This is a genomic window from Streptomyces sp. S.PB5 (assembly GCF_030403745.1).
GTDB lineage: Bacteria > Actinomycetota > Actinomycetes > Streptomycetales > Streptomycetaceae > Streptomyces.
The window spans coordinates 95,470-117,817 of the sequence record NZ_JAQMWP010000006.1 but is presented as its reverse complement, the minus strand read 5'-3'; the positions used below and the strand labels follow the sequence as shown (position 1 = coordinate 117,817).

Sequence of the window (22,348 nt, the reverse complement as noted above, 5' to 3'; positions counted from 1 at the left end):
ACGGAAGGAGTCCCCGTGACCGCCAAGCCCATCCCCGTGATCATCGACTGCGACACCGGTGTCGACGACGCGCTGGCCCTGCTGTTCGCCGTACGCCACCCGGGGCTCGATCTGCGCGCGGTGACCTGCGTGGCCGGGAACACCGACGTGGACGGGGTGGTGCGCAACACCCTGACGGTGCTGGAGCTGGCGGGGGCCGGGGACATCCCGGTGGCGCGGGGTGCGGCGCGGCCGTTGATCGAGCCGGCGCGGTCGGCCCGGCATGTGCACGGGGAGGACGGGATGGGGGACATCCCGGGGCTGCCGGCGCCGTCCCGGGAGTCCGTCGACGTCGATGCCGTGACCCTGCTGCGGCGTGAGATCCTCGCCTCCCCGACCCCGGTCACCCTCATCCCCACCGCGCCCCTGACGAACATCGCGCTGCTGCTGCGGACCCACCCTGAGGTGGTCCGCAACATCGAGCGGATCGTGTTCATGGGCGGCGCGGTGGCCTGCGGGAACGCCACGCCCGTCGCGGAGTTCAATGTCTGGCACGACCCGGAGGCGGCGGCGATCTTGCTCACCGCGGGGGTGCCGATCACCATGTACGGGCTCGATGTCTTCACCCGGGTCGTGGTGCCCGCGGCGGACGTACGGCGGCTTCGCGCGAGCGAGGAACCGGGCACCCGGCTCGCCGGTGAACTCCTCGCTCACCGGCCCGCGTCGCCCGACCCGGACGGCGACGACCCGGACGGCGGTCTCGGGGACGCCGGTGCGGTGTGCGCGGTGGTCGATCCGGCCGGTATCTGGACGCGGAACCTGCCTGTCGAGGTGTCCCTCGCGCCGGGCCCGACCCGGGGGCAGACGGTCGTCGACCGGCGGCCGCGTCCCGGGGAGTCGGAGATCCATGAGGGCGGGCGTGAACTCCAGCTGGTGGACGTGGCGTTGGACGTCGATGTCGAGCGGTATGTGAAGTTGTGGCTGTCGGCGGTGGAGGGGGCGTAGGGCGTGTGGTGGCTGCCGGCCACCGCGTCCCTCAAGACGAACGCCGGGCCTGGTCGCCCAGTGCCCGGCGTTCTGCCTGCCCTTGTGAGCCTGCCCCTGGGGGCCTGCCCTTGAGGGCCTGCCCTTGGGGCTTACGCGCGCGTCGCCTTGCGCTTGCGCGTCGCCAGGACGATGCCCGCGCCGCCCACCAGCAGCACCGCAGCGCCGCCGACGATGACCGGGGTGTTGCTGTTGGCGCCGGTCTCCGCGAGGTCGCCGCCGCCGTTCGGGGTGGCGGCGGGAGCCGTCGTGGACTCCGAGGCGGACGGGGTCGGGCTGGTCGTCGAAGGAGTCTCGGAGGCCGGCGGCGTGGACTCCGACGCCGGGGGCGTGGACTCCGAGGCCGGCGGGGTCGACTCGGACGCCGGGGGCGTCGACTCGGCGGGCGGGGGCGTGGTCTGCGTCTTCGTGCAGTCCTTCGTGCCGCCGTTCCAGGCCGCGATCAGCTTGTCCTTGATGACCGGGCGGTCCGGGCCCTTGGGCAGGTCGCCGTGGGTGAAGCCGTCATTGGCGTCCAGGTTCCCGTCGAACTTCGTGGCGCCGCGGTAGAGGTCGATCTGTGCGAAGCAGCCGGCGTCCGGCACCGCGATGTCGAGGGAGTCGGTCTGGCCCGGCTTGACGGTCACGGTGTCGAAGTCGACGAAGACCTGCTCGCCGGAGGTCTCGAAGGTCGGACCGTGGGCGATGTAGGAGGCGAGCGAGGCCGTGCAGGTGGCCGCGTCCTGGGCCGCGCGGACCTTGATGTGGACCTTGCCGTCCTCGGTCGGCTTCAGGTTCTGGTCGTCGACCTTGACCGAGTCGAAGAAGCCGGTCCCGTCGAGGGAGAACTGGCAGCGGTCGGTTCCGGTCTCCGTACCCGCGCCCGTGCCGGGCTTGTAGGTACCGCCGTGGTTCCAGCCGTCGCCGCCGGGCCCGGTGGCCCACGCGGCGGATGCGCCCGAGGCGCAGAGGGCGAGCGTCGCGGCGCCCGTCCCCAGCAGGCGGCGCACGGTGACACGTCTCGCTATGGACATGCGTATCCCATCAGGGTGGAGAGTGGATCGATCTGAGAACGTTGAAAGGGCGCGAGGAAGCCCGCGCAACACTGAGCCCATTGGTCACATGCGCGACAGCGTGCGGACATCGTGGATCTCGGCCCGGAACGGTGTCAACCTGCGGGAATGCAAGGTCTGTTCATAAGCCATCACAATTCCGCCACACGAGGAACGGGCCCCTCCGGTAGTGCGGGGTTTTGTCCTTCCGCCACGGTGGACAGATTCCCTTTTGTTGGTCTTTTCCGCCCGCTCGGATCAGCCAGGAGAATGCGTGACGATCGACCTCTCGTCCAAGGACCCGAACTGGTGGCGGCAGGCCGTCATCTACCAGGTCTATCCCCGCAGTTTCGGTGACGCCGACGGCGACGGGCTGGGGGACCTGAACGGCATCACCGAACGCCTCACCCACCTCAGCGGCCTCGGCGTCGACGCCCTGTGGCTCAGCCCCTTCTACCCGAGCGAACTGGCCGACGGCGGCTACGACGTCGCCGACTACCGGGACGTCGACCCGCGGCTCGGCACGCTCGACGACTTCGACGCCATGGTCGCCGAGGCCCACCGGCTGGGGCTCAAGGTCATCGTCGACCTCGTGCCCAACCACAGCTCCCATCGGCACGTCTGGTTCCAGGAGGCCCTCGCCGCCGGGCCCGGCTCGGCCGCCCGCGACCGGTACGTCTTCCGGGACGGACGCGGCGCGCACGGTGAACTCCCGCCCACCGACTGGCAGTCCGTGTTCGGCGGGAGCGCGTGGAGACGGGTCGCGGACGGGCAGTGGTACCTCCACCTCTTCACGCCCGAACAGCCCGACTTCAACTGGGGCAACGAAGAGGTGCGCGCCGACTTCCGCACCACCCTGCGCTTCTGGTCCGACCGGGGCGTGGACGGCTTCCGCGTGGACGTGGCGCACGCGCTCGCCAAGGACCTCGCCGAACCCCTGCGCGACCTCGGCGCACCGGAGTTGAGCGGTGAGGAGGCGCTGGCCGAGTTCGCGCCCGGCACCCACCCCTTCTTCGACCGCGACGAGGTCCACGAGATCTACCGCGACTGGCGGAAGGTCTTCGACTCCTACCGCCCGCCCCGTATGGCGGTCGCCGAGGCCTGGGTCCCGAGTGCGGCCAGACGCGCCCTCTACGCCCGCCCCGAGGAACTCGGACAGGCCTTCAACTTCGCCTATCTGCTGGCGGGTTGGGACGCGGCCGAACTCCGCGGGGTCATCGTCGACTCCCTCGCCGGCGCCCGCGAGGCCGGCGCCTCGGCCACCTGGGTGCTCTCCAACCACGACGTCGTACGCCACACCTCCCGCCTGATGCTCCCGCCCGGCACCGACGAGAACGCCTGGCTGCTCTCCGGCGGCAATGCCCCGGCCGTCGACACCGCGGCAGGGCTACGGCGCGCTCGCGCCGCCACGCTCCTCATGCTGGCGCTGCCCGGGTCCTCGTACGTCTACCAGGGCGAGGAACTCGGGCTGCCCGAGGTCGCCGACCTGCCCTTCGAGGTGCTCCAGGACCCGGTCTGGGAGCAGACGGGACGGGTCCGCAAGGGGCGCGACGGCTGCCGGGTGCCGCTGCCGTGGACGCGCACGGGCCCGTCGTACGGCTTCGGGGCGGGTGGTGCCTGGCTGCCGCAGCCGGAGAGCTTCGCGCAGTACGCCGTCGAGGCGCAGGACGGCACCGAGGGCTCGACCCTGGAGCTGTACCGCACGGCCCTGAAGCTGCGCCGCAAGCTGCTGGAGGGGGAGACCCTGACCTGGTCGGACGGGGCCCCCGACGGCGTGCTGGACTTCGTACGGCACGACGGGTGGCGGTGTGTGGCCAATCTGTCCGCGGCCGCGGTCCCGCTGCCCGCCGGTGAAGTGCTGGTCTCCAGCGGCCCGTTGGAGGACGGGCTGCTGGGACCGGACACGACCGTCTGGCTCGGCTAGCGGCCGGCGGCTAGCCGAGGGTCGGGGTCGGGAGCGGGCCCGTGTTCGGGGCGGCGGTGCCGCTCGACTGCTCGCCGGGGATCGCGATCGGTGTGGACGTCGGGTTCGCCGGCGGGCTGAGCACGACCATGGGCTCGCCGGGCTGCGGCGCCGGCGGGGTGAGGTCGTCCGTGGGCAGCTTCGGCGGGGTGGTCTGCTGGAAGAGGGCCTGGTCGAAGTTGACGAAACCGGTCTTCTCCATGACCGTGATGTGGTCCAGGACCGTGTTGTTGGCCATGTCGGCCAGGGACCGCACCAGTGAGTTCTTCGTGGTGGAGCGGATCTTGGCGATCGTGTTGAAGATCGAACCGTGAGTCGTGCGCAGGATGTTGGCGAAGGTCGAGTCGAACTCCCGGCCGTTGGCGGTCTGGATCTGGTTCACGAAGGCCACCTGCTGCGGGCTGGCCACGTTCGGCAGGGTGACGTTGAGCATCGGGGCGATCTTGCGGCAGGCGGCGTCCAGGGCCGCGTGACCGTCGAGCAGATGCCGTCCCGCTTCCTTGACCTCCTCGGTCGTCCCCTTCTGCAGGGCGACGTTGCCCAGCGGGTACTCCCACAGCCCGGCCGCCCGTACCTTCACCACGAAGTCCCGGTCCTGCTCGGTCAGCGGACCCCACTGGGTCTGGGCGATCACTCGGTCCTGTGCGGTGGACACCTTGTCGAAGCCGAGCATCGCGGGGTACGCGAGCGCGACGATGGTCAGGCTGAGGGCACCGCCCACGAAGAGCGTTCCCGTGGCATTCCGCGAAAAGCGCACCGTGGCTCCTGTCCGGTCGGGAATGGTCGACCCTCGAGTACGGACCAGAAGCCACCGTTGTTCAGATGTTGCTCAGGAGCGTCGCGTACGTCACTTCGGGGCGAAGACCGCCCATCCGGACGCGCAGCGCGGGCCCCGCCCCCGTTGCCCCGTCAGAATCGAGCAATGAGCTGGAAGACACTCGCCCTGGGTATCGCCACACTCACCCTGGTCCTCACGGCCGCCGAATCGCCGAAGGCACTCGCGACCGGTGGACGGGAGCTCTGGGGCGCCGTCAGCATCGTCCCCGGCCGGCAGGGCATCGTGCAGGTCAGCGGATACACCGGTCCCGCCCTGGGCAGAGGCTCACGGCTGACCCTCACCGCCCCCGAAGGCACCGAGGTCACCGACACCCCCCTCGACGCCAGCGGCTACCGCGGCTTTGTCGACACCGACGGCGACAGCGCGACGTACACCTACACGGGCCCCGCGGCCGGCAGGCCGTGGCAGGAGCAGAGCTTCCCCTTCGTCATCGCCGTTCCGGCCGACGCGGTGCCCGGCACCAGGCTCACCGGCTGCGCGATGCGGCTCACGGACGCCCGCGGCACCCGCAAGGACCACGGGGTCTGCGCGGTGACCGTCGGTCTGCCCGAACCCACGCTGACCCGGCCCGCGTCGGGCGTTGCCCTCGTCGCACGGCCGGAGACGGCCGGGACCGCCCATCCGGGGTCCCAGGTGACCGTGCGGCACGAGGACGCGCAGGACGAGGGGGTCACGGGGCAGGGGCCGGAGCCGGGCGCCGAGGTCTGTACGGCGACGGCGGGCGCCGACGGCAAGTGGTCCTGCCAGCCCGCCGCCGCGCTGCCCGCCGGGCCGGGGCGACTGCAGGCGACCGCCACCCTCAACGGGGTCAGCGCGGTCAGCGAGCAGATCTATGTCACGGTCGGTACCGCGACGCGCTGAGCGGCGCCCGGGCTGCCGTCACGACGGGTTCGAGTGCGCCACCCTGCGCAGCACCGACGGATACGGCAGTGCCGCGGCGAGCTCCCGTGCCCGGTCAGCACAGCGGCCAGCCTCCTCCGTGCGGCCCAGCACCGCGAGGGCGGCCGCCTGGGCGGTGCGGGCCTCGCACTCGGTGACCGCCTCGCCGGCTCCGGCGGCCCGTGCCGCCTCCTCCTGCGCCGCCCGTACCGCGCGTGCGGGGTCGCCCGCCGTGAGGTGGGCCCACGCGGCGAGGACGGGGACACCGGTGCCGGAGACCGTGGACAGCAGGGCGAGGGCGCGCTCGGGGCGGATGTCGCGGAGGGCCAACTCCGCCTGCGCGGTGCGGACTTCGTACTCGGCCTGGTGGTCGGGGCGGCGGGCGAGGCAGTCCGCGGCGCGGCTGAGGAGTTCCCGGGGGCCGGGCAGCGCGGGGCGGGGGCCGCCGCGGAGCTGGACCCTCGCGAGGGCGGTGAGCGCGTACGGCAGACACCAGCCGGCGTGGGCCTCGGCCTCGTCCACCGCTTCGCAGGCCAGTGCCGCGGCCTCCTCGAACTCGCCCAGGAGCAGGTGTACTTCGGCGAGGTTGGCCCTCTCGAACGCCGCCGCCTCCGGGTCGCCGCAGCGGTCGGCGAGGTCCAGGGCGCGGGTGCCGGTGGCCAGGGCCTCATGGATGCGGCCGGCGCGGCGGGCGTGTTCGCGCAGGACCGACAGGACGGTGGCGAGGAGGCGGGGGTCGCCGTGGGCCTCGGCGTGGGGGAGAGCGGCGTCAGCCGCCGCGCGGGCCTGGCGGAGGTTTCCGGTGAGGGCGAGGGAGGTGGACTGCTGGGCCAGTGCGCGGGCCAGCAGGCCGGAGGGGGTGTGCTCGCCGTCGGCGGCCGCGGGTCGGCGGGGGCCGGTCGCGCCCCTGAAAGGGCTACCGGCACCGGTGCTTCGTTCGGCGGCGCGGGCCGCGCTCAGCGAACCCTCGTAGTCCCCCGTCACGAAGCACAGGACACCCCTCGCCATCCAGTGCGCCGCCACCGTCTCCCCCGGAGTCCCGGCGCTCGGACGGTATGTGTCCAGCAGGCCGAAACCCTCCGCCGCCGCCCCCGTCCTCGCCAGCGCCTCCGCCAACTGTGCCGCCACCCGCACCTGTTCGTCCGCGCTGCCGTGGCGCCTCAGGTCGGTCAGCGCCTCCCGCAGCACACACACCGCGTCCTCGTGGCGGGCCATGCGGCGGAGCACGGCCGCATGGTCGAGGCGGATGAGCGCGGCCTCGACGGCGATCGTGTCCAGGCGGGCCGTCAGGGCGCCGTAGTAGTGGTCGGCGGTGTCGTCGGCGCCGACGGCGGCGGCTCGGCGGGCCGCCCGGTGGAGGTGGTCGGCGGCTCGGGGGTCGTCGGCGCCGGCCAGGTGCGCGGCCACGGCGTCGACCGCTCCGGGGCGGCTGCGCAGCAGCAACTCGGCGTACGCGGAGTGCAGTTGCCGGCGGCGGGCGCTCGACAGCCGCTCCCGGCACACCAGCCGGATCAGCGGATGCCGGAAACCCACTCCGGCCACGGTCCGGCCGTCCGCCGGCACGGACCGTTCCTCCAGTACGGCGGCGGCGAGGGCGGCGTCGACGCCGTCGACGAGGGCCTCGGAGCCCGCGATCTCCTCCACCTCCGCCAGGGTCGCGACCCCGCCGCAGGCCACGGCCACCACCTCGACCACGCGGCGGGCGGCCGGGCTCAGCCGGGACAGCCGTTCGGCGACCAGCAGGCGGATGCCCTCCGGAGCCGTCATGTCCTCGTACGGGAACCTTCCGCCCGTCGACTTGGCCAGTTCCAGGGCGAACAGGGGATGGCCGAGGGAGAGTTCCCAGACCCGCTCCAGTGCCGGTGCCGACGGCTCACCGGCATCGCCCATCGCCTGTGCCGCCAGCGCCAGACAGTCCGTCCGGTCCAGCCGCGGCAGGCGCAGGCGTCTCGCGGCGCCCTGGCGGACCAGGGTGTCGAGGAGGGTGCGGCGCGGGTCGGTCTCCGGGAGGTCCTCGGGGCGGTAGGCCGCGAGGAACCGCACCGGCCCCTGCGTACGGCGGGCCAGCCGGCTCAGCAGGTGCAGCGAGGCCGTGTCGGCGGCGTGGACGTCGTCCAGGACCACCAGGGCGCCGCCCGGCGATCCGGTCGCGGCGGCGGACAGCAGGCCCGAGACCGCGGCGAAGACGCGCTCGCGTTCGTATGCGGGGCCGCCGAGGCGTCCGGGGAGCGGGCCTGTCCGGCCCAGGGACGGCAGCAGGGCCGCCAGCTCGGGATACTCCGTGCCCGCCCGGGCCCGTTCCGCCGCGGGACGGCCGGCGAGCCAGCCCTCCAGGGCCTCGACGAAGAGGCCGTACGGGGCCTGCTCGGCGGTCTCGTGACCCGCGCCCCACAGGACGGCCGTCCCGTCCGCCGCGGCCCGGCGGGATGCCTCGGCGGCCAGCCGGGTCTTGCCGATGCCGGCCTCGCCGCCGACGAGCCAGAGGGCGGGGCGGGCGGGGTCGAGGAGGCGTTCCAGTTCGGTGCGGCGGCCGACGAAGGGCGCGGCGGCGGAGAGGGTGTGGACGACCGGGGGCGGCGGCGTCGGCCCTGCGGGGGCGGATCGCCGTTCCGGGGCGGGTGCGGCCGTGCCCAGGGCCGCGCGGTGCAGGGCCTCCGTCTCGGGGCCGGGGCGGATGCCCCACTCGGCGTCCAGGGCGCGGCGGCACTGGTGGTACTGGGCGAGGGCGCGGCGGCGCATGCCCTGGTGGAGGTAGGCGGCGATGAGGACGCGGTGGGCGCGTTCCTCGGCCGCGCTGTCGGCGAGGACCCGGCGGGCGGTGGCCGCGGCGCGTTCCGGGTCGCCGTCGGCCAGACAGGCCTCGGCGAGGGTGAGGCGCACCGATTCGCGCAGGGCGTCCAGGCGCTCGCGGCGGGCCTCCACCCAGGGGGTGTAGCGGTGCTCGGGGAGGAGTCCGCCGGTGAAGGTGTCCAGGGCCGCGGCCAGTTCCGCGGTGCCGCCGCCGCGCAGGGCGCGCTCGGCGAGGGTCTCGGCCTGGTCGGCGTCGATCCACACCGTGTCGGGGGCCAGCCGCAGCAGGGCGCCCTCGCTGATGAGGTACGCGGACGGGGCGCGGGCCGCGAGCTCGGGTTCCAGGGCGCGGCGGGCGGCGTGCAGGGCGACGCGGAGGCTGCCGAGGGCGGCGGGGGTGCCGGCCGTGTCCGGCCAGCACATCTCGATGATCTCCTCGCGGTGCCGGACCCGGCCCGGCGAGACGGCCAGCAGTTCCACGAGACGGCGGGAGCTGGGGCGGGGCCAGCGGTCGGCGACGGGGGCGCCGTCGGTACGCTCCGCGCGGAAGCCGCCGAGCAGGTACAGCCGCAGGACGGGCGGCGCCGCTCGGCGCACGGCACCGTCCGGCGTTCCGGCGTTGTCGCTGCTCATGAGGGCCGCACTCTAGCCCGAGTACCCGTTTGCACCGGAATATGACCGGACAAAGAAAATGTCCGTACATGTGCATCCGTGGGTGCGTGGACGGACGTGCGCATGGACGGACGACCGAGGGCCCCGCGGTGCTCCCCCGTCGATCATCCTCATCGGCCTCACGGGGCTCCCGGCGTGTATCCCTACCCCCCACAGGAGGGATACGGCGGCTCCCGTCCCGAAGGGTTTACACGGCCCTGCTCGTGGCCAATGTGTCGGAACAGGGCCGATGCGCGGGAGCTTAGGCAGCGGGCGTTACTGGTGAATTACCGGTGCTCGGGGGCGAGGCTTCGGTGCCGGGCCGCGGCATCAGTAGCGGACCGCCCGGCCCACCTCCGCCTTCACCTCGCCCGACAGATCGCGGTTGCTGCGGGCCGTCGCCGTCCCGGAGGCGCCCGCCGCCACGTCGGAGACGGTGACCGCGACCGCGTCGAGGAAGTTGCCGTCGCCGTCGGTGAAGTCGACCTGCACCAGGAAGGACTTCTGCGAGTCGCCGGTGTTGGCCGCGGTCACCTCGACCTCGGCACGCCCGCCCGTGCTGGTGGGCGTGCCCACCTTCACGTCGTCCTTGACGTCGACGCCGTTCTTGATGTCGTCGAACCTCTCGCCGACCTCCGCCGTCGCCGACGCGAACACGTCCGCGCCCTGGGAGGCGAGGGACGCGGCCTTGCTGGCCACCGACGCGGGGGTGTCGTCGTCGGAGCAACCGGTGAGCCCGGCGAGTGCGGTGAGCACGGCGGCCGCGGCCGCCGCCGGTGCCCGGCGGTAGCCGGTCATATCGCCTCCAGGGTGCTGCGGGTCCCTCCAGTGAAGATCGGCCCGCCCGCGGCCGCACCCGGGCCGTCACCCGAACGGCCCAGTCTCCGTGGTGCACCCCGGGGCCCGGACGGATCGTCGAACCATGACTCAGCAACCGCACGCGACACCGCCCTCCGCGACGCCGTCCTCCGCGGCACCGCCCGTATGGGACAAGGAACACCGGCAGGCCGCACCCGCACCGGCGGATCTGCCGGCCGGCAGCGGCTTCTCGACCGGCGGGATGGTCTTCGCCGGCGTCCTGATGCTGGTCAACGGTGTGCTGGCGGTCCTCCAGGGCATCTCCGCGATCGCCGCCGACGACATCTACGACGTGATCGGCGACTACGTCTACAAGATCAACCTCACCGGCTGGGGCTGGATCATGCTCGTCCTGGGCGCGGTCCTGGTGGGCGTCGGCTACGGCGTCCTCAAGGGTGCCTGGTGGGCCCGGATGACCGGCATCTTCCTGGCCTCGGCGGCCATGGTGCTGCACTTCCTGTTCCTGCCGTACGCGCCCGTCTGGTCCGTGATCATGATCGGCGTGGACTTCTTCGTGATCTGGGCGCTGGCCACCGCTCCAGACCCGGCCAGGACCAGGGTTTCCTAGTGTTTCCCGGCCCCGGTATGCCCGTGCGCCATTCACCCTAAGCGTCCGGCTGGCTACGCTTTGTCGCATGGCATTCGGCTTCGGGCAGCGGCGCGGCGGACAACTCCCCGTCGAGCTCACCAGTTTCGTCGGACGGACGGACGAACTCGCCCTCATCGACGACGCGTTGGAGAGGGCGAGACTCGTCACGCTCGTCGGCCCCGGAGGCGTCGGCAAGAGCCGTACGGCGTTACAGTCGGCCGGGGACCTCACCGGCCGTTTCCCCGACGGCGTCCGCCTCGTCGAGCTCTCCGCCCTGCACGACCCGGAGTTGATCCCCGCGACCCTCGCCGGAGTCCTCGGACTCCCCGAGCAGTCGGGGATGTCGGCCCTGGACGCCGTCGTCGAACATCTGCGGGACCGGCGGTCGCTGATCCTCCTCGACACCTGCGAACACCTCGTCGACGCCTGCGCGATGCTCTGCGACATCCTGCTGCGCGAGGCCGCAGGTCTGAGCGTCCTCGCCACCAGCCGCCAGCCCCTGGACGTCCCCGGCGAGCACTGCGTGCCGATCGCCCCGCTGCCGGCCGAGGACGCCGTCGAACTGTTCCTGCAGCGCGCCGCCGCCGTGACCGCGACCGCCACCGACCGCGAGCGGGCCCGTGCCCTCGTCGAACGGCTCGACGGCATCCCGCTCGCCCTCGAACTCGCCGCCGTACGCCTGCGGGCCGTCCCCCTCGCCGAACTCGTCGCCCGTCTCGACCGCCGCTTCGAGGTCCTCAACGGCGGCCGGCGCACATCGCTGACCCGCCACCAGACCCTGCGCACCGCCATCGACTGGTCGTACGACCTGTGCACCCCCGAGGAGCGGATCCTGTGGGCGCGGCTGTCCGTGTTCGCCGGGTCCTTCCGGCTGTCGGCCGCCGAGCGGGTCGGCGCGGGGGACGGGCTGCCGGCCGGGCAGGTCGTGGAGGCGCTGATCGGGCTCGTCGACAAGTCCGTCGTCCGCAGGATCGGGGAGGACGGCGGGCGGTACCGGCTGCTGGACACGATCCGGGAGTACGGGGCCGGGCGGCTGGCGGAGGGCGGGGACGCCGAGGCCGTACGGGAGCGGCACTTCGCGCTCTACGAGGAGCTCGTGGGCCGGTTCTGGGACGAGTTCGCCACCCCCGCCCAGGTGGAGCTGTACCGCACGCTGCGGGAGGACGTCGCCGATGTGCGGGCCGCGCTGGAGTACGGGTGCGGGGCGGGCGGCGACCGGGCGGCGCGGGCGGTGTGGATGGCGGCCCGGCTCGGCGGGTACTGGCGGGCCGCCGGCGCGATCTCCGAGGGGCGCTACTGGATCGACAAGGGGCTGGACCGCACCCCGCCCGACCGTGGCGAGCGGGCGTGGGGGCTGCTCATGACCGGCGCGCTGGGCGTGTGGTCGGGCGACCTGGAGATGGCTCTGGAGCGGTTCCCGCAGGCCAGGGAGGTCGCCCGGAGCACCGGCGAGCACTACGTGGTGACCCTCACGGAGGCCTATCTCTCGGCGCTGGCCGCGCTCGGCGGGGAGCCCGGGGCGCTGGCGGCGTTCGAGGAGGCCCGGCTGCGGATCATCGCCTCCGGGGACCTCATGACCATCGGCGTCGTCCACTACGAGGGCGCGCTGCTGCTGGGCGTGCTCGGCGACACCGAGGGCGCGCTGCGGCTCGCCGAGGAGGGCCTGGGCTTCCTGGAGGGCAGCGGCGACCGCCAGCTGTACGGCGCCACTCTCACCGCGCAGGGAGTCGTCCTCGCGCTCGCCGGGCGGTACGAGGAGAGCGTCACGCAGCTGCGCCGGGGACTGGAGGCCGCGGTCGAGGTCGGCGAGGTGCTGGTCGCGGGGCTCGCCTGCATGGCGCTGGCCTGGGACGCGGCCCGCACCGGCCGGTACGTCCGGGCCGGCTGGCTGCTGGGCTACGGGGAGACGACACGCAGGCTCAGCGGCGACCCGGTGGCCATGCTGCCCCGGCTCCTGGAGGAGCAGGAGGCGGTGCAGAAGTCGGTGCGGGCGGCGCTCGGCGCGACGGACCACGACCGGTGGCGGGCTGTCGGGGCCCGGCTGTCGGCCGGGGAGATCCTGGACGCCGTACGCGCCGATCTCGACCTGCCCCTGAGCGAGGCCCGGCCGCCCGCGCCCCGGGCCCCCGCCGATCTGCTCACCCGGCGGGAGCGGGAGGTCGCCGCGCTGGTCGCGCAGGGGCTGTCGAACCGGGAGATCGCCGAGCGGCTGGTCATCTCCAAGCGGACCGTGGACGCGCATGTCGAGCACATCCTGGCCAAGCTCGGTATCGCCTCGCGCACCGAGATCCCGGCCGTCGCGGGGCCGTGAGTAGGTAGGCGGGCGCGGGGCGTAGGTATACGGATCTTCGTACGGGGTTTCGCGGAAGCGGCCCGCACCCGGTCGCGCGTCCGGGCAGCCTGGAACGGCCGCCCGGAGGACGGACGTGCCGGACGCCGGCAGCGCTACCGCACGCTGTCATGGCAAAGGCGTCCGCCCTCGCGCGTCCTCCGGACGGCATCGGCGCAGAGGGGCTGCCCTGGTCGGCGGGGCAGCCCTGGCCGTCGCACCGTCACGCCGTCATACGTGTCCCAGGCCGCCGCTGCCGAAGGATCCGCTGGACCCCGGCAGCCACCTCTTGCGGTGCTGGTCCTTGCCTCGTCTGCTTCCGGAGTGGTGGAGCTGGTACGGCATGAGCCGCTCCTGCTCCGCGAGCGGGACCTCGTCCGGCTCCCGCATCTCTCTGATCTCGTGGATCGCGCCGGTGCTGGGAAGGCTGGGCTGTTCCTCCGGGCGCGGCCGGACGGCCTCCCGGTCCATCACCCGCATACCGAGCTGTACGGCCCAGATCAGGGCACCGGCGATGACCGCGCCACCGACAAAAGCGGCGATCACGTTGAGCACGTCGCTCCCCGCGGCCGCTCCTACAAAGGCTGCCGTACTCATATTGCAATTATCGCCGAAATCGCACAAAAGGGGAGTCCTGAATTCAGGGAACTCGGATATCCGCCGTGTCGTTGCCAACTAAAGGAACAGTAAACGGAGTTGGATTTCACGGAGGCCCCACCATGGTCCAGAACCCGACCCGCAGAGCCGTCCTCGGAGGTGCCGCGGCACTGGCCGCCCTGGCGGTGACGGCCGCTCCCGCCGCCGCCGGGACCGCCGAGTGGCCCACCGAGTTCCCGCTGCCCGACGGCTGGCTGCCCGAGGGCATCGCGATCGGCGCCAAGCCGTACGCGTACTTCGGCTCCCGCGGCAACGGCGGCATCTTCTGCGTCGACCTGCGCACCGGCGAGGGCAGGATCCTCTACGCCGGTGCCGCCGGCCAGATCGCCGTCGGGCTGAAGATCGACCGCGACGGCCTGCTGTACGTCGCCGGCAACACCGGCGTCGCCCGCGTCCACGACTCACGCACCGGCGAGATCGTGCGCGCCTTCCAACTGAGCGAGGCCACCGGCCACTTCGTCAACGACGTCAGCCTGGTCGGCGACCGCGCCTGGTTCACCGACTCCCGCGCCGCGCAGCTCTACAGCGTCCCCCGCGGCCGCGACGGCGCCGTCCGCACCCTCCCGCTCACCGGCGACTGGGTGCAGCTGCCGGACGTCAACAACGCCAACGGCATCGTCTCCGCCCCCGACGGCCGCGGCCTGATCGTCGTCAAGTCCACACCCGGCGAGCTGTACCACGTCGATCCAAGGACGGGGGCGGCCAGGAGGATCACCCTGACCGGCCAGGCGGACGTGGCCAACGGCGACGGTCTGTGGCGGATCGGCCGCACGCTGTACGTCGTCCAGAACCGCCTCAACAAGGTGAGCGTCTGGCACCTGGACGCCGGGGCCACCACCGCGACGCTGACCGGCACGATCACCGACCCGCGCTTCGACGTGCCGACCACCGCCGCCCGCTTCGGGAACCGGCTGTACCTGGTCAACGCGCGCTTCACGACCCCGCCGACGCCGGAGACGACGTACAGCGCGGTCGCCGTGTCCCTGTGATCACTTCCATGACTGGACGCCGACCGGCCGGTGCGGTTTCCTCATGAGCGCCGGGTCGGCAACGCGGATCACCGAGAGACGGATCGAGGAGCGCGGGTGGGCGACATGGGGAGGACCCCGGTCCTGGTGACCGGCGGCAGCGGGTTCGTGGGCAGCCACTTGGTGAAACGGCTTCTCGAACGCGGCTACCAGGTCCGTACGACGGTCCGCAGCACGGCGAACGAGGCGAAGACCCGGCCGCTGCTGGCACTCCAGGCCCAACACCCCGGCAGGCTCGACCTGTTCGAGGCGGACCTGCTCGTCGAGGGCTCCTTCGACGAGGCCGCGAAAGGCTGCGGGACCGTCTTCCATGTCGCCTCCCCGTTCCTCGTACCGGAGAAGATCAAGGACGGCCGGAAGGACGTCGTGGAGCCCGCCCTGCACGGGACCCGCAACGTCCTCGGTGCCATCGAGCGCACCCCGGCCGTCCGCCGGCTCGTCTTCACCTCCACCGTCGGCGCGATCTTCGGCGACTACGCCGACGTACTGGCGATGAAGGACCGGACGCTCACGGAGGAGTACTTCAACACCACCAGCACGATCGAGAACAACCCGTACCACTACGCCAAGACCGTCGCCGAACAGGCGGCCTGGGAGGCGGCGAAGGCACAGGACCGCTGGGACATGGTCGCCGTCAACCCCGGCCTGATCCTCGGCCCCTCCCTCACGCCCGCCTCGGACTCCGGCAGCCTCTTCCTCCTGGAGGAGCTCTTCAAGGGCTACTTCTTCTACGGCGCCCCGGACTTCAGCTTCACCACGGTGGACGTGCGGGACGTGGCCGACGCGCACATCGCGGCGGCGGAGAAGCCCGAGGCGCACGGCCGGTACATCCTCGCCGCCGAGACCATGACGTCCTTCCACGACATGTCCCGCATCCTGCGCGCCCACCACCCCCGCGACCTCCGCCTGCCCCGAACCCGCCTGCCCCACTGGCCGGTTCGCGTCCTCGGCCCCGCCTTCGGCCTCACCCAGGACTACATCAGCAAGCACCTCGGCATCCGCTTCGCCGTCGACAACTCCCGCGGCATACGGGAGCTGGGCCTCACCTACCGCCCCATCGAGGAGACGGTCCTCGACCACTACCGGGCATGGCGGGCACCGGCGGGATGACCCCCCGATCCCGCTGCCGGACGGGGTTCAGCCCCGTGGGACGACCGTCACGCGGCGGAAGTTGCACGCCGCCGCCGACTCGGCCTGCTGGCCCTGGTAGGCCTTGAGGGCCATGCTGACCAGGCTCAGCAGCAGGTCGACGTCGGTGTCGCAGTCCAGGTGGACGGTGACCCAGCGGGAGCCGGGGACGAGATGGATGGCGGTGGACTCCCGCAGGTCCTGCGCGAACCGCTCGATGGTGTGGCCGGTGAGATGCAGGTCCACGTCCCGGTCGGAGTGGAAGTGCACGATCTCGCCGTGGACGGAGCGCAGCGCGACGCCGGTGCCGCAACTGGGCTGTCCCGCACGGAGGTCGGGCCAGACGTGGAGGCGCTCGAAGGCGCGCTCGGCGAGATTCATACGCCCATGGTCGCCTGCTCACCCCGGCGCAACCAGGGGTTGAGGGAAAAGTAACCGGCGCGTGAGGTACGCAGGCGCACGCCGACCGATCGATTGATTTCCCGCTCAACAGGCAACCCGGACACCCTCTTTACGGCTCTCACAGGTTGCTCACAGATATGACCGGGGCGCATGGGGTGCGTTCGTAGTGTCGGGACGACGCCGGTCGTTCGTGGGTTGTCCAGTCCGATGCCCCTGACCAGGGCGTTCGCAGACGAGGAACCGATGACCAGTCAGCAACACCGCAGTCGAACCCGGCTGAAGCGCTCCACGCTCGCCGCCGGAGCCGCGCTCACCGTCGTCGTCACCGGCGCCGGGGCCGCTCCGGGCGCCGGCGCCGCACCGGCCGCCACACCGGGCAAGCCGCAGCTCAAGCTGATCGCCGCGTCGAACTCCGTGACACTCGACCGGTACCAGGGGGAGAACGGGGTCTATCTCGACCTCGGCACGTATGTGACCGTCGACAACGCGCCCTTGGAGTTCAAGGTGAAGCGGAAGTCGTACAAGGACCCCGTGGTCGCGCAGCAGATCCTGCGCGACGGCACCAGGACGCAGACCAGAACGCTGCCCGCCGGGCTGGTCAAGGACTTCTCGGGACTGCCCGGGTTCCTGGAGGTGTCCGTCAAGGACGCGACGGGCAAGGAGGTGGCCAAGAGCAAGGGCAACTTCTGCCCGAACAACGCCTCCGGGCGTATTCGGCCCGACGCCCCGGCGACCTCGCACTATCCGGAGAGCTGCCCGACCAATCCCTTCACGCTCGGCTCGGTGTGGGGCGTCGAGAAGGGCTGGGCGTCCAACTCCAGCACGGTCGACTACGACAAGCCGGTCGACCTTCCGGCGGGCGAGTACACGGCCAAGGTGTCGGTCGCCAAGAAGTACCGGGATCTGTTCGGCATCCCCAATGACCGGCCGACCGTGAAGGTGACGGTCCGCCAGGTCGGCAACGGCGGCGGGGAGGGCGGCGTCGGCCGGGGCATGACCTCCCACCACGGCGCCGGGCACGGCTCGGGCCACGGCAGCGCACAGGGCATGGCTCACCACTACGGCCCCCGCGGCGCCGACGAGCCCACGCCCGGTGCCCTCTCCCACGCCCTGGAGGACCGGGGTCTCGCCCACCACCTGGGCGACGGCCGCGGCCACACCGACGGCTCGCGCATCGCGCCCGCGCTGACGCCCAACGCCAAGCGGCCCACCGGCCGTGCGAGCGTGCCCTCCAACGTCCCGAAGCCGGACCTGCGTTCGCTCCCGGCCTGGGACATCGCCATCACCGACGGCGAGGACGGGGACGTACCCGGCAAGGACTACCTCGCCTTCAGCGCCAACGTCTGGAACGCGGGCCCGGCGCCCCTCGTGGTGGACGGCTTCCGCAAGCAGGGCGCCGATCTGATGGACGCGTACCAGTACTTCTACGACGCCAAGGGCAAGCAGGTCGGCTACACCCCCACCGGCACCATGGAGTGGGACCCGCGCATCGGCCACGAGCACTGGCACTTCACCGACTTCGCCAGCTACCGGCTGCTGAGCGAGGACCAGACGAAGGAGGTGCGCAGCGGCAAGGAGGCGTTCTGTCTCGCCAACACCGACGCGGTCGACTACACGGTGAAGAACGCCAACTGGAAGCCGTACAACACGGATCTGTCGACCGCGTGCGGCCAGCAGAACTCCATCTCCGTCCGTGAGGTCCTCGACGTCGGCTCCGGCGACACCTACACCCAGTACCGCCCCGGCCAGTCCTTCGACATCACGGACCTGCCGAACGGCACGTACCACATCCAGGTCATCGCCAACCCGGAGAAGCGTCTCCAGGAGACCAACCTCAACAACAACGTCGCCCTCCGCAAGGTCATCCTGGGCGGCGAGCCGGGCAAGCGCACGGTGAAGGTACCGGCGCTGGGCCTGGTCAACGCGCAGTAGCAGTACGCAGTACGTGGGGTGTCCCCGGGGTCCGTGACGGGCTCCGGGGACAGCCGGAAGGCCTTGCGCCGTCAGTTGGTCAAATGTGAAACAAGGCGTGGTGGGTGGGGGAGATTCGGTACGGGTCTCCTGTGAGCGGTTTTGGCGCGAGACGCTCGGAGCGCTCGGCCGCTCCACTGCTCGGAAGGCACGTAAGTGAACGTTGGTACCACCCCCCACAGGACCGCCCTTCTCGCCGCCGCCTCGATGCTCCTGCTCAGTTCGTGCAGTGCCGTCGACGCCGTCAGCGGAAGTGACAGCTCCGCGAGTCCGAAGAAGGGCGACGACATCGCGCTGGGCCTGCTGATGCCCGACAAGGAGACCAAGCGGTTCGAGAAGTTCGACTACCCCCTCATCGAGGCGCGGTTCGCGGAACTCACCGACGGCAAGGGCAAGGTGCGGTACGCCAACGCCCGCGCCAGTGCGGACCGGCAGAGCCGGCAGTTCGAGCAGATGATCGCGGCCAGGGTGGACGTGATCCTGGTGAACGCGGTGGACGCCAAGGCGATCGCGCCGGAGGTCCAGAAGGCGAAGGACGCGGCCATCCCCGTCATCGCCTACGACCGTCTCGCCGAGGGGCCGATCGACTCCTACATATCGCACGACAACGAACTCGTCGGCGAGGTCCAGGGCCGTTCCATCATGGAGGCGCTCGGCGACGAGGCCGGCAGCAGCAAGATCGTCATGATCAACGGCTCGCCCGCCGACCCCAACACGGCCCGCTTCAAGAACGGCGCGCTCAGCGAGTTGCAGAACCACGTCGTCATCGCCAAGTCGTACGACGTCAACGAGTGGAAGCCGGCCATCGCCGAGGCCGACATGACCAAGGCCATCGAGGCGATCGGCCTGAACGACATCGCCGCCGTCTACTCCGCCAACGACGGCATGGCCGGTGCCGCCATCGACGCCCTCAAGAAGGCCGGCGCCACCAAGATCCCCCCGGTCACCGGGCAGGACGCCGACCTCGCGGCCGTCCAGCGGATCATCTCCGGCGAGCAGTACATGAGCGTCTACAAGTCGTTCCTCGAAGAGGCCAACGGCGCCGCGGAGATGGCGGTCGCCAAGGTCAAGGGCCAGAGCATCGTCTTCGACTCCCTCGCCCAGAACACGGTCGACAGCCCGACCCAGAAGGACATCCCGTCCATGCTGGTCCCGGTGGTCGCCCTGACCAAGGACAACATCAAGGACACGGTGGTCAAGGACGGCGTCTACACCGTGAAGGAGATCTGTACGGCGGCGTATGCGGCGGAGTGCGCGGCCATCGGGCTGGAGTAGCGGACCGGTTCAGCCGTCTCGTTCGAGTGAAGTGCGCCTCCTGCCGCAGACGGAGCCGGTCGTGATGGTCGGCCGGTACGAGCAGGTGTCGCCGATGCCGGTGCGCCCGGAATGCGACGAGTCGCACTACGAGAATCACCCGGGCTGGTACCCATCGACCTGCTCGCCCTGCTTGCCCTGTTCGGCGAGGCCACCTCGACCGACCACTGGACGGACACCGGCCCCGAGTTCCGCGCCTACGCCGCCGCAGGAGCCCCCGTCCACATCCTCATCGACCGCCACTCCAAGACGGCCCACTGCTACACGAACCCGATCCTCCCCGGCGACGACCCCACCGAGGCGTACTACGACACCGACGTCAAGGTCGACCTGGGCGAGCCGCTGCCGGCGCCGTATCCCGTCCTGGACACGGCGCCCTTCCTGGAGCGCTGAGGCCCGCCACCGCCGCGTGACGAAGGCGGCCCAGGACTGATCAGGCCTCCTTCGGCCCCGCCGACTGCACCACCTCGAACGACCACAGCGTCGCCCCGGTCGCCGCGGGCTTCTGCTGCTCCCCGCCCTTGGCACCGCCGCCCCCGTGCGAGGCGCCCATGTTGGACCGCCACTTCTCGAAGTCCTCCTCGGAGCGCCAGCGCGTGTACACGAGGTAGGTGTCGGTGCCCTCGACGGGACGGAGGAGCTCGAACCACTCGAAGCCGTCCGACCCCTCCACCGCACCGGCGCGAGCGGCGAACCGCCTCTCCAGCTCCTCGCGCTGCTCCGCCGGGACCGTGAGTACGTTGATCTTTACGATGCTCATGGCTCCCATTGTGCGCCGTGCGCCGGACGTCGGTCCGCGAAACCCCGAGCCGGGCCTTCGCGGTGGGATACGGCAGTCTGGGACCCGTGAGCAACAACTCCAGCGAACCTCTGTTCATCAAGATCTGCGGTCTGAAGACCGAGCGGGACGTCGACACGGCCGTCGAGGCGGGGGCCGACGCCATCGGCTTCGTCTTCACCGACAGCCCGCGTCAGATCGACGCCGCCACGGCCGCCCGGCTGGTCCGCCGGGTGCCGGAGCACGTCCTGACGGTCGGTGTCTTCCGCAAGGACCCCCTGGACTTCGTACGCTCCTCGGCCGTCGAGTCCGGGATCGGGGCCGTCCAGCTGCACGGCCCGGAGGACCGTGCCTATTACGACGCCCTCGCGTCCGCCGGCCGGACCCTGATCCGCGCGGCCGCCTTCGGCGACACGGTGCCGCGTGTCGGCGAGTACGGCGAGGACATGCTCCTCCTCGACGCCCCCATCCCCGGCTCCGGCATCGCCTGGGACTGGTCCAGCAAGCCCCTCGCGGCCCCGGGCGAGAAGTGGCTCCTCGCCGGCGGCCTGACCCCCGACAACGTCCGCGAGGCCGTCGCCGCGACGAACCCCTGGGGCGTGGACGTCTCCAGCGGCGTGGAACACAGCCGAGGCGTGAAGGACCCGGCCCTGATCACGGCGTTCGTGAAGGCGGCGCGGGCGGAGGGCTGAGGGCGGGGTGGGAGTTGGTTGAGGGGCCGGGTCGTGGGCGCGTGGCTCGGGGCTCGTGAGACGGGTGCGGGGCCGGCGCGTGGCTTGGGGCTCGTGGTGCGGGGTCGGGCGCGTGGCCTTGGGGCTCGTGTTGCGGGCGCGGGCTCTGGCTGCCGCCGCAGCCGCTCCGGCCAGGGCCGCCGCGGCGGCTCCGCCACGACGGGCGGAGCCTCCCCCACCTCGGGCGGCACCTCGTCCACGGGGCGCTCGGCCTCGGCAGGACGTTCCGCGGCCGAGGGTGCGGGCGCGTGGCGCAGACGCGGGCTCAGGCGGGGGCTCGGGTCTGGGCCCCCGGGTGTGGTTTGGGCCGGGCCCGAAGAGGCAGGCTGACTCGCCGGTGGCCGGTGGCCGGTGGCCGGTGGCCGGTGGCGGGTGGCCGGTCGCCCGTGGCCCCCGCCCGGCGTCGGTCCAAGCCGGGGCGCGCCCCCGAAGGCGCGAAGGCCAAGGGTCCCGCGGTCCGGCGTACGCTGGAGAAACCGAGGGTTCTTCGTGCGTCGGTCGTCTCGCCGGTGCCGTTCTCGGGGAACGTTGATGCCGGGGCGGATGTGGTCCGTGCCCGGGGCAGGGCTCGCCCCATGACTGCGAAAGTGCCGGACCGGACGACCAGCGGGGGTCAGGGGCGGGAGCCCGCGGCGGGCCGGCGGCGGTTCGGGGAACCGGGGCGTTCGCGGCGCCGGCAGGGCCCGTCGCCGCTGGCCGGTGAGTGTCTGCGCCCGCTGACCCGGCTTCAGGTCGAGGACCGTACGCCCGAGCTCGGCGATCTGTACGCACGGATCTCCGGCGGCGAGCCGTGGGCGGAGGCCCGGGCCCGCTCGGCCTTCCTGCGGCGGCTCGCGGCCGATGTACGACGGCCGGGGTTCGCCCTGCTGGTCGCGGAGTGCGCCGCCTCCCGTGGCGGCACCGTGCTGACGGGCTGCGCCCATGGCTTTCCCGTACGCGGCGACGGACCCTGGTGGCGGGGTCTGTACGACTCCCTCCCGCTGAGCCTGCGGAAGGTCGCCGAGGCCGGCCGGCTCTTCGCGATCTCCGAGATCCTCGTCGGACGCCGGGTACGCACCCAGGACCAGGACCGCGACTGGAACCTCGCCCGGCGGCTCCAGCAACGGCTGCTCACCGACCACGCCGCCACCCTCGGCGTCACCCTGGTCAACCGCGGTGACTCCGAGCTGCTGGAGGCGCTGTGGTCCTGGGGCTGGCGATATGTCCCGGCGGCACACGAGCCGCTCCTCGCGCCGTCGTGCCGGGTGCTGGTCGTGCGCTGAAATTCCGTCCGAATAAGCGGAGATCAATTCTCGAAGCGCTCCCGGAACGGCACATGAGCCAAAAACCCGTCCGCGCACCGAATTTCTGCAAGGGACGGCTCACGCACCCCCTCGGACGTGCGACAA

The 22,348-nt window shown here is 72.1% G+C and carries 19 protein-coding genes; 12 read left to right on the top strand and 7 right to left on the bottom strand.

All coding sequences use genetic code 11. The features are described from left to right. Positions 1 to 15: 15 nt before the first annotated feature. Entirely contained in the window at positions 16 to 984 is a 969-nt protein-coding gene (locus PH203_RS16990) for a nucleoside hydrolase (RefSeq protein ID WP_289920833.1), read from the top strand. A 131-nt stretch (positions 985 to 1,115) separates the two neighbouring features. Here PH203_RS16990 and PH203_RS16985 read toward each other — a convergent pair whose 3' ends face one another. Next, complete coding sequence (locus PH203_RS16985) at positions 1,116 to 2,036, bottom strand: LAETG motif-containing sortase-dependent surface protein (RefSeq protein WP_289920832.1); 921 nt, start codon at positions 2,034 to 2,036, stop codon at positions 1,116 to 1,118. 292 nt (positions 2,037 to 2,328) lie between these two features. Between PH203_RS16985 and PH203_RS16980 the strand changes: the two genes are divergently transcribed. Continuing rightward, positions 2,329 to 3,978, top strand: coding sequence for an alpha-amylase family glycosyl hydrolase (locus PH203_RS16980; protein ID WP_289920831.1), 1,650 nt, complete (start codon positions 2,329 to 2,331; stop codon positions 3,976 to 3,978). Positions 3,979 to 3,988: 10 nt separating this feature from the next. On the opposite strand, the gene PH203_RS16975 is transcribed toward PH203_RS16980, so the two are convergent. Beyond that, positions 3,989 to 4,738 (bottom strand): DUF4142 domain-containing protein, encoded by a 750-nt coding sequence (locus PH203_RS16975; protein WP_289921292.1) that lies wholly within the window; start codon positions 4,736 to 4,738, stop codon positions 3,989 to 3,991. A gap of 201 nt (positions 4,739 to 4,939) precedes the next feature. Here PH203_RS16975 and PH203_RS16970 point away from each other — a divergent pair, with 201 nt between their 5' ends. Further along, positions 4,940 to 5,716 (top strand): carboxypeptidase regulatory-like domain-containing protein, encoded by a 777-nt coding sequence (locus PH203_RS16970; RefSeq protein ID WP_289920830.1) that lies wholly within the window; start codon positions 4,940 to 4,942, stop codon positions 5,714 to 5,716. Positions 5,717 to 5,734: 18 nt separating this feature from the next. On the opposite strand, the gene PH203_RS16965 is transcribed toward PH203_RS16970, so the two are convergent. Both PH203_RS16965 and PH203_RS16960 read right to left on the bottom strand, forming a co-directional pair. Next, positions 5,735 to 9,157 carry an AAA family ATPase gene (locus PH203_RS16965; protein WP_289920829.1) on the bottom strand — a complete coding sequence of 1,141 codons (3,423 nt, stop codon included), beginning with the start codon at positions 9,155 to 9,157 and terminating at the stop codon, positions 5,735 to 5,737. A gap of 348 nt (positions 9,158 to 9,505) precedes the next feature. Beyond that, a complete protein-coding gene (locus PH203_RS16960) occupies positions 9,506 to 9,973 on the bottom strand; it encodes a hypothetical protein (protein ID WP_289920827.1) in 468 nt (155 codons plus the stop codon). Positions 9,974 to 10,097: 124 nt separating this feature from the next. Between PH203_RS16960 and PH203_RS16955 the strand changes: the two genes are divergently transcribed. Beyond that, positions 10,098 to 10,601, top strand: coding sequence for a hypothetical protein (locus PH203_RS16955; protein WP_289920826.1), 504 nt, complete (start codon positions 10,098 to 10,100; stop codon positions 10,599 to 10,601). Positions 10,602 to 10,668: 67 nt separating this feature from the next. Then, the gene (locus PH203_RS16950) at positions 10,669 to 12,933 is read left to right on the top strand and encodes a LuxR C-terminal-related transcriptional regulator (RefSeq protein ID WP_289920825.1); all 2,265 of its coding nucleotides are present in this window, start codon (positions 10,669 to 10,671) and stop codon (positions 12,931 to 12,933) included. 249 nt (positions 12,934 to 13,182) lie between these two features. On the opposite strand, the gene PH203_RS16945 is transcribed toward PH203_RS16950, so the two are convergent. Further along, positions 13,183 to 13,548 (bottom strand): DUF6479 family protein, encoded by a 366-nt coding sequence (locus PH203_RS16945; protein WP_289920824.1) that lies wholly within the window; start codon positions 13,546 to 13,548, stop codon positions 13,183 to 13,185. Between the two features lie 122 nt (positions 13,549 to 13,670). Between PH203_RS16945 and PH203_RS16940 the strand changes: the two genes are divergently transcribed. Then, positions 13,671 to 14,597, top strand: coding sequence for a superoxide dismutase (locus PH203_RS16940; RefSeq protein WP_289920823.1), 927 nt, complete (start codon positions 13,671 to 13,673; stop codon positions 14,595 to 14,597). A 105-nt stretch (positions 14,598 to 14,702) separates the two neighbouring features. Continuing rightward, positions 14,703 to 15,746, top strand: coding sequence for an NAD-dependent epimerase/dehydratase family protein (locus PH203_RS16935; protein ID WP_289920822.1), 1,044 nt, complete (start codon positions 14,703 to 14,705; stop codon positions 15,744 to 15,746). Positions 15,747 to 15,773: 27 nt separating this feature from the next. Here PH203_RS16935 and PH203_RS16930 read toward each other — a convergent pair whose 3' ends face one another. Then, complete coding sequence (locus PH203_RS16930) at positions 15,774 to 16,145, bottom strand: luciferase family protein (protein WP_289920821.1); 372 nt, start codon at positions 16,143 to 16,145, stop codon at positions 15,774 to 15,776. A gap of 264 nt (positions 16,146 to 16,409) precedes the next feature. Between PH203_RS16930 and PH203_RS16925 the strand changes: the two genes are divergently transcribed. From PH203_RS16925 to PH203_RS16915, 3 genes are all read left to right on the top strand, one after another. After that, a complete protein-coding gene (locus PH203_RS16925; RefSeq protein WP_289920820.1) occupies positions 16,410 to 18,098 on the top strand; it encodes a lysyl oxidase family protein in 1,689 nt (562 codons plus the stop codon). Between the two features lie 246 nt (positions 18,099 to 18,344). Further along, positions 18,345 to 19,412 (top strand): substrate-binding domain-containing protein, encoded by a 1,068-nt coding sequence (locus tag PH203_RS16920; RefSeq protein WP_289921291.1) that lies wholly within the window; start codon positions 18,345 to 18,347, stop codon positions 19,410 to 19,412. A 111-nt stretch (positions 19,413 to 19,523) separates the two neighbouring features. Then, the gene (locus tag PH203_RS16915) at positions 19,524 to 19,844 is read left to right on the top strand and encodes a hypothetical protein (protein WP_289920819.1); all 321 of its coding nucleotides are present in this window, start codon (positions 19,524 to 19,526) and stop codon (positions 19,842 to 19,844) included. A gap of 40 nt (positions 19,845 to 19,884) precedes the next feature. Here the strand turns inward: PH203_RS16915 and PH203_RS16910 are convergent, their stop codons facing one another. Then, positions 19,885 to 20,211, bottom strand: coding sequence for an antibiotic biosynthesis monooxygenase (locus tag PH203_RS16910; RefSeq protein WP_289920818.1), 327 nt, complete (start codon positions 20,209 to 20,211; stop codon positions 19,885 to 19,887). Positions 20,212 to 20,297: 86 nt separating this feature from the next. Here PH203_RS16910 and PH203_RS16905 point away from each other — a divergent pair, with 86 nt between their 5' ends. Next, complete coding sequence (locus PH203_RS16905; protein ID WP_289920817.1) at positions 20,298 to 20,921, top strand: phosphoribosylanthranilate isomerase; 624 nt, start codon at positions 20,298 to 20,300, stop codon at positions 20,919 to 20,921. Between the two features lie 614 nt (positions 20,922 to 21,535). After that, positions 21,536 to 22,222 carry a hypothetical protein gene (locus PH203_RS16900; RefSeq protein WP_289920816.1) on the top strand — a complete coding sequence of 229 codons (687 nt, stop codon included), beginning with the start codon at positions 21,536 to 21,538 and terminating at the stop codon, positions 22,220 to 22,222. Positions 22,223 to 22,348: the final 126 nt, after the last annotated feature.